Source organism: Streptomyces sp. N35, assembly GCF_016464295.1.
GTDB lineage: Bacteria > Actinomycetota > Actinomycetes > Streptomycetales > Streptomycetaceae > Streptomyces.
Window position 1 is genome coordinate 5,847 of sequence record NZ_JAEIMH010000003.1, and the last position, 6,410, is coordinate 12,256.

At 73.0% G+C, this 6,410-nt stretch carries 5 protein-coding genes and 1 pseudogene; 4 read left to right on the forward strand and 2 right to left on the reverse strand.

The window, feature by feature from the left end; genetic code table 11:
- Positions 1-17: 17 nt before the first annotated feature.
- The 4 genes and pseudogenes from JAO81_RS01940 to JAO81_RS01955 all read left to right on the forward strand — a co-directional run bounded on the left by JAO81_RS01940 (position 18) and on the right by JAO81_RS01955 (position 2,979).
- Positions 18-602, forward strand: coding sequence for a helix-turn-helix domain-containing protein (locus JAO81_RS01940; protein WP_199545960.1), 585 nt, complete (start codon positions 18-20; stop codon positions 600-602).
- Positions 599-2,056, forward strand: a complete 1,458-nt coding sequence (locus JAO81_RS01945) for an MFS transporter (protein WP_199545961.1) — start codon at positions 599-601, stop codon at positions 2,054-2,056. The genes JAO81_RS01940 and JAO81_RS01945 overlap by 4 nt, the downstream gene beginning before the upstream one ends.
- A gap of 68 nt (positions 2,057-2,124) precedes the next feature.
- Positions 2,125-2,675 (forward strand): annotated as a pseudogene (locus JAO81_RS01950) (N-acetyltransferase family protein).
- Positions 2,676-2,715: 40 nt separating this feature from the next.
- Complete coding sequence (locus tag JAO81_RS01955; protein WP_199545962.1) at positions 2,716-2,979, forward strand: hypothetical protein; 264 nt, start codon at positions 2,716-2,718, stop codon at positions 2,977-2,979.
- Between the two features lie 14 nt (positions 2,980-2,993).
- Here the strand turns inward: JAO81_RS01955 and JAO81_RS01960 are convergent.
- Both JAO81_RS01960 and JAO81_RS01965 read right to left on the reverse strand, forming a co-directional pair.
- A protein-coding gene (locus JAO81_RS01960; protein WP_374194245.1) for an IS5 family transposase occupies positions 2,994-3,925 on the reverse strand; the annotation gives its coding sequence in 2 pieces (ribosomal slippage) (positions 2,994-3,589 and positions 3,589-3,925; 933 coding nt in all).
- A 53-nt stretch (positions 3,926-3,978) separates the two neighbouring features.
- A partial coding sequence (locus JAO81_RS01965) for an NB-ARC domain-containing protein (RefSeq protein ID WP_233414815.1) occupies positions 3,979-6,410 on the reverse strand: 2,432 nt, incomplete at its 5' end.

Here is a 6,410-nt window from a genome sequence, read left to right on the forward strand (position 1 = left end):
CCCCCCGGGCCCCCCCCATGGGGGGGAACCGGCCGCGGGAAGGGGGACACGACATCGACGCACGCCTGGCTCAGCGCCTGGCCGCACTGCGGACCGAACGCGGCTGGTCCCTGGACGAGTTGGCCACACGCTCCGGTGTCAGCCGGTCCACGCTCTCGCGCCTGGAACGCGGGGAGATCAGCCCGACGACCTCACTGCTCAACCGGCTGTGCGCCGCGTACGAGCGCACCATGTCCCGGCTGCTCACCGAGGTCGAGGGCGAGCAGGCGCAGCTGGTACGGGCCGGACAGCAGCCGGTGTGGAACGACACCGAGTCCGGCTTCGTACGGCGCTCCGTCTCCCCGCCCCACGCGGGCCTGCGGGGTGAGCTGGTCGAGGGCACGCTGCGCCCCGGCGCGGACATCTCCTACGACGGCCCGCCGGTGGCTGGTCTGGAACAGCACATCTGGGTGCTCGCCGGCGCCCTGGAAGTGACCGTCCAGAACGAGACGTACGGCCTGGAGACCGGGGACTGTCTGCGCTTCCGGCTGTGGGGGCCCACGCGCTTTCGCTGCACCTCGGACGAGCCCGTGCGCTACGTCATCGCCGTGGTGCTGCCATGAGCGGCACAGAGCGGTTCTCGCCGCGCGAGCGCCGGGTGCTCGCCGTCTGTCTGGCGGCCGGCTTCACCTCTCTGCTCGACCAGTCGGTGCTCAACATCGCGGTGCCCGCGCTGCGGGACGCGCTGTCCGCCGACGCCTCCCAGCTGCAGTGGATCGTGGCCGGCTACTCCCTCGCGTTCGGTGTCGCGCTGGTGCCCGGCGGGCGGCTCGGTGATGTGCACGGGCGCAAGCCGTTCTTCCTCGCCGGGATGGCGCTGTTCGCCGTCGCGGGGGTGCTGTCCAGCTGCGCACAGGACGCCTGGCTGGTCGTCGCGGCCCGCCTCGTCCAAGGCCTGGGGGCAGGGCTTGTCAATGCGCAGGTGATCGGCACCATCCAGGACGTCTTCACGGGAGCGGCCCGCGCACGGGCGCTCGGGATGTACGCGGTGACGGCCGGCCTGGCCACGGCGCTCGGCCCGCCGGTGGGCGGTGCGCTGATCGCGGCGGCCGGGGCGGAGCCGGGCTGGCGGCTCGCGGTGCTGCTCAATGTGCCCTTCGCCCTGGCCACGCTCGTCGCCGCCGGGCGCTTCCTGCCGCGGCCGCGTCCGGGCAACGCCGAGGCGGGACTCGATCTGCCGGAGGTGGCGCTGTTCGCGGGGCTGACGGTCCTGATCATGCTGCCCTTCATCCGGTCCACGGGGTATCTCGTGTACGGAGCGGGCGCCGCCGCGCTCGCCACGGCGCTGGTGCTCCAGCAGCGGGCGCGGGCCCGCTCCGGCCGCCGCCCGCTGGTCCATCCCGCGCTCACCCGCTCCGCGCCGTACGCACTCGGTACGACGGTGGCGATGGCCCAGTTCGGCGCCTCGCTCGCCGGCGGCATGGTCCTGGCCGTCTTCCTCCAGGGCGAACTCGGGCTCTCCGCGATGACGGCGGCCCTGGTGATGCTGCCGCAGGCGCTCGGCATGGGGGCCACCTCGGCCTTCGCCTGGCGTGTGGTGCGCCGCTACGGCGAGCACCGCGTGATCACCTCCGGTCTGGCGCTCTCCGCGCTGGCCCTTCTGTCGGGCGGGCTTGCGACGCTGTACGTCCCCGCCGGGCCGCTGCCCTGGGTCCTCGCCGTGTGCCAGCTGTGCGCGGGCGCCGCCACCGGCTTCACGGTCGCCCCGACCCAGGCCCAGGTGCTGCGTCACGCACCGGCGGAGGCGGCCGGGGTGGCCGGCGGTCTGCTGCAGATGTCGCAGCGGATGGCCGCCGCGGTCTGCATCAGCGCGGTCTCCGGCCTGTATCTGCACGCCTCCGGCCCCGCCTCGGATCTCGCCGGGATGCGCCGGGCGTTCTGGCACGCGTCGCTCGCCTGCACGGCGATCGTCACGATCGGCCTGCTCGTCTCCGTACTGAATCGCCGCCTGAGCACCGCGCCCGCGCCGCCGCAGGTGCCGCTCGCGCCGCCGCAAGGAAAGGAACTCACCCCGTGACGACGCAGACCTCGACCTCCTTGACGACACAGACCTCGGCCCCCGTGACGACGCGCACCCCGACCCCCGTGACGACGCAGACCGCCTCCGTCGAGCGACTGTCCGCCGACGCCCTGGACGCGTGCGCCGACGAGCTCGGCGAACTGCTCGCCGCGACCGTGGCGGCCGGCGCCTCGCTCGGCTTTCTCGCCGGTTTCGGACGCGAGGAGGCAGCCCGCTGGTGGCGCGGGCGCGCCGCCGAGGTCGCGGACGGACGGCTGCTCGTCTGGGTCGCCCGCTCGGGCGGCCGGGTCCACGGCACGGTCGGGTGCGCGCCAGTGCTCAAGGACAACGGCCGCCACCGCGGCGAGATCGTGAAGCTGGTATGGTGGGGCCGCAGGCCCGCGGCCGCGGTGTCGCGCGCCGGCTGCTCGCCACGGTCGAGGAGTACGCGGCCGGGGCCGGTCTGACGCTGCTGGTCCTGGACACCGAGACGGGCAGCGCGGCGGAACGGCTGTACCGGGCGGCGGGGTGGACCGAGACGGGGACGGTGCCAGACTATGCGGCGGATCCCTCCGGGAAACTCATGCCGTCGACCTTCTTCCACAAGACACCTTCAGCCGCCCAGTCGGCCGGCTAGGAGCTGTCCGGCCCATCATGCTGCTCGTTAGGGTGCTGGCGTGGCGAAGACGAGCGTGAGTAACGAGACGGACAGCATGCTCTGCCTGTGGGTGGAGCCGTGGGGAACCGATCACTGGATGCGTCCGGGTGAGGAGTTCACCGTCGTGACTCAGACAGCGCCCGAGGAGTCCCCGTTCAACGTCGTCGTTCACAGCCAGGGCATCACGGTGTGGGTGAATTCGGCCAACGATTCCGAGGTCTTCGACAAGAACGGCAACCCGGCTCCGTGTGGGCACCAGCGACCCGCCGATCCGGGGTTCTGAGGATCCACTCCGGATCAGGCACGGAGCCAGATGGCGAGGGCTGCTGCTGTGGCCGTGCCTAGGAACACGTACCCGCGCTTGTCGTAACGGGTGGCGACCGCCCGGGACTGCTTCAGCCGGTTGATCGCCCGCTCGACGGTGTTGCGCTTCTTGTAGCGGTCCGCGTCGAAGGCTGGTGGCCGTCCGCCGCGTGAACCTTTACGGAGACGGGCGGCCTGGCTGTCGGTCTTCTCCGGGATGGTGTGCCGGATGCCCCGCCGTCGCAGGTAGTCGCGGCATGGCCTATTGCTGTATGCCTTGTCAGCCGCCAGGCTGTCTGGCTTCCTGCGGGGCCTTCCCGGCCCGACGCGGGGGACACGGATCTTGTCCAGGACGGGCATGAACTGGGTGCAGTCTGCCCGCTGTCCCAGTATGACGATCAGGGACAGCGGGCGGCAGCGGCCGTCCGCGCTCAGGTGGAGCTTGCTGGTGAACCCGCCCCGCGAGCGGCCCAGGCCCTCACCTCCCGCACCACCTCCACCAGGCGGGCGAGAAGGCTCTGCCACGGCGTCTCGTCCTGGTGTTCCATCCCTGAGGCCCCCTTTGATCCCGGGGCCGGCAGTGGGTCGATGCGGGCTCCGGCCGCATTCTGATGCGCGCGGACGATGGTGGAGTCGACCGAGATGTCCCAGTCGATCTCGCCCGCGGCATCCGCCGCGGCCTGGACCTGCTGGAGCAGACGCTCCCAGGTCCCGTCGGCCGACCACAGGCGGTGGCGTTCATAGACGGTCTTCCACGGACCGAACCGTTCGGGAAGATCCCGCCACTGCACTCCGGTCCGCACCCGGTGCAGGATCCCGTCGATCACCTGCCGGTGATCCCGCCACCTGCCACACCGCCCGTTGCTGACCGGAAGGAACGGCCGTAGCCGTTCCCACTCGGTGTCACTCAGATCGCCCCGCCCCATGCCCACAGGAACGACTCGGGCACGCAGTAGTCACATGATCGGCCGGACAAGTCCTAGTCGCAGACAACCGACGGCGCCGAGGACAGCGCCTCCCACGGCGGCGGGTGATATCCGGTCCGCGCCCGCAGATGGTCGGCGTGGGCGAGGTGGTGGGCCGCGGCCGCGAGGTCGTCGGCGGCGTGGGCGAGGGCCGCGAGTACGAGGCGGGCCCGGCATTCGGCCGGGCGCAGCCGCAGCTCCTGGGCCGCGGCCAGGGCGAGTTCGGCGTGGTCCGCCGCGATGGCGGCATCGCCCTGGGCGAGGTGGACGCGGGCGAGGCCGATATGCGCGTCGGCCTCCTGGTGGCGGTATTTCCGGCGGCGGCTCAGGAGCAGCGCCTCCTCCAGATGCCGGCCCGCCTGCCCGGGGTCCGCCGCCATCAGGTCCAGGCTGCCCGAGGTGACCAGGCTGTCGATCTCCTTGGCCGTGTACCCGAAGGCGCGCGACATCTCCAGCGCCCGTCCGGCGTGCGTACGGGCGAGGCCGAGGTGACCGCGGTCGCGGTGCACACGGGCCAGGATCTCGTGCGTGGCGGCCTCGTTGTGCTGCTTGCGGTGTTCCCGGCACAGGCGCACCGCCTCGGTGGCGTCGGCCAGCGCGTCCTCATAGCGGCCGAGTCCGTGCAGGGCCACCGCGCGGCCCGTGAGCGGACCGATGCCGGCCACCGCGTGCTCATGCTCCGCCGAGGTCGCGATCGCCTCGGTGGTGAAGGCGACGGCCTGCTCCAACTCCCCCAGGTACGTGTGGAACTGGCCCGCGATGTCCAGCACGGGGCACAGCTTCGCCGGCATCTCGAGACCCCGGTATATCTCGATGCTGCGGTGCAGATGGTCGACGCACTCGGCCACGTCGCCGCGCAACCCGTGCTGGATACCGAGGTTGGCCAAAACAGCGGCCTCGCCGGGCGCGAAGCCGCCGTCGTGGTAGCGCCGCCGCGCGTGGTGGAAGTGGTCGAGGGCCGCGGCGAAGTCCCCGGCGTCCTGGGCCAGTGAGCCCAGGCTGAGCCGCATCGCCGCCTCGGCCAGCACATCGCCGGCCTCGACGGCCGCCTGCAGTCCGGCCGTTGCCGCCGTCCGCCAGTCGGTGTGGTGCTGGCGGTAGTAGAAGTACATCCGCAGCTGGTCGGCGAGCAGCCAGGCGGTGGCGCCGGGCCCCTCCTTCGCGGCGCGGGTGATGAGAGCGACCAGATTGCCACGCTCCTCATCGAGCCAGGCCGTCGCGCCGTGCCGGTCGGCGAAGCGGCCGGATGCGGCGCGCTGCCGGGGCAGTTGCAGCATCGCCGCGTAGTCGAAGGAGGTCGCGGCGTCGGCGGTGGCCAGATACCAGTCGCACAGCCGCTGCCGGGCCGCCGCACGGTCCGGATCGGCGGCGGCGCGCTCGGCCGCGTAGAGCCGCAGCAGATCCTGGAACTGGAACCGGGCGGCCGCCCTCCCCTGGACGAGTCCGGCCGTGGCCAGCTGGTCGAGGAGCTCCTCGGTGTCGTACGGGGAGACCGGCCCGAGGAGCGCGCCGGCCGCCTCCGCGCTGAAGTCCGCGCCGGGGTGCAGCCCGAGGAGACCGAAGAGCCGCGCCGCCTCGGGGGCGAGGGTGGCGTACGAGTGGTCGAAGGCGGTACGCACGGCGGCCTGCCGGTCGCCCGCGATGGACAGCTTGGCGAGCCGTCCGTCCTCGGCCAGTTCGGCCGCGTACGCGGACAGGGAACGTCCCGGCCGCGCGGCCAGGTTGGCGGAGGCGATGCGCAGGGCCAGGGGAAGCCGGGCGCACAGGTCGGCGAGCCGCTCGGCCGCCGCCGGTTCGGCCCGTACCCGCTGCTCGCCGAGCGCGCCGGTCAGCAGATGGTGGGCCTCGCCGGGATCGAGGACGTCGAGCGGTACAGGGCGGGCCGCGTGGCTGGCGATGAGGCCGCGCAGATCGAAGCGGCTGGTGATCAGCACCGCCACTCCGGCGGTACCGGGCAGCAGCGGCCGGATCTGCTCGGCGTCCGCTGCGTCGTCGAGCAGGAGGAGTACGCGGCGGTCGGCGGTCCTGCTGCGGAAGGCGGCCGCGCGGTCCTCCGCGGACTCCGGGATCGCGGCGGGGTCCTGCCCGGAGGCACGCAGCAGTGCGGCGAGCACCTCGGACGGGTGGCGCGGCCGTTCACCGGTGCCGAGCAGCCGTACGTACCACTGTCCGTCGGGGAACACCGGCCGCAGACGGTGGCCCAGGTGCACGGCGAGGGCCGTCTTGCCCACGCCGGGTGAGCCCGAGAGGACCACAGGACGCGCGGCAGGAGTGGTGAGCAGCTCCTCCAGGCGCCGCACCAGTGCGGCCCGTCCGACGAACCCCCGTACGGCGAGAGGCAGTTGACACTGCACGGACCAGTCGGCCGCCTCCGCCGCAGGCGTCGCCGCCTGCTCCCCCGGGGCCGCGGGCGCCGCCTCCCCGGCGGGGGTCGCCTCGGGCAGGT

Bases quoted from the DNA above. Each gene is read 5' to 3' on its own strand.
- JAO81_RS01940 (WP_199545960.1), top strand. From the start codon at position 18: ATGGGGGGGAACCGGCCGCGGGAAGGGGGACACGACATCGACGCACGC.
- JAO81_RS01945 (WP_199545961.1), top strand. From the start codon at position 599: ATGAGCGGCACAGAGCGGTTCTCGCCGCGCGAGCGCCGGGTGCTCGCC.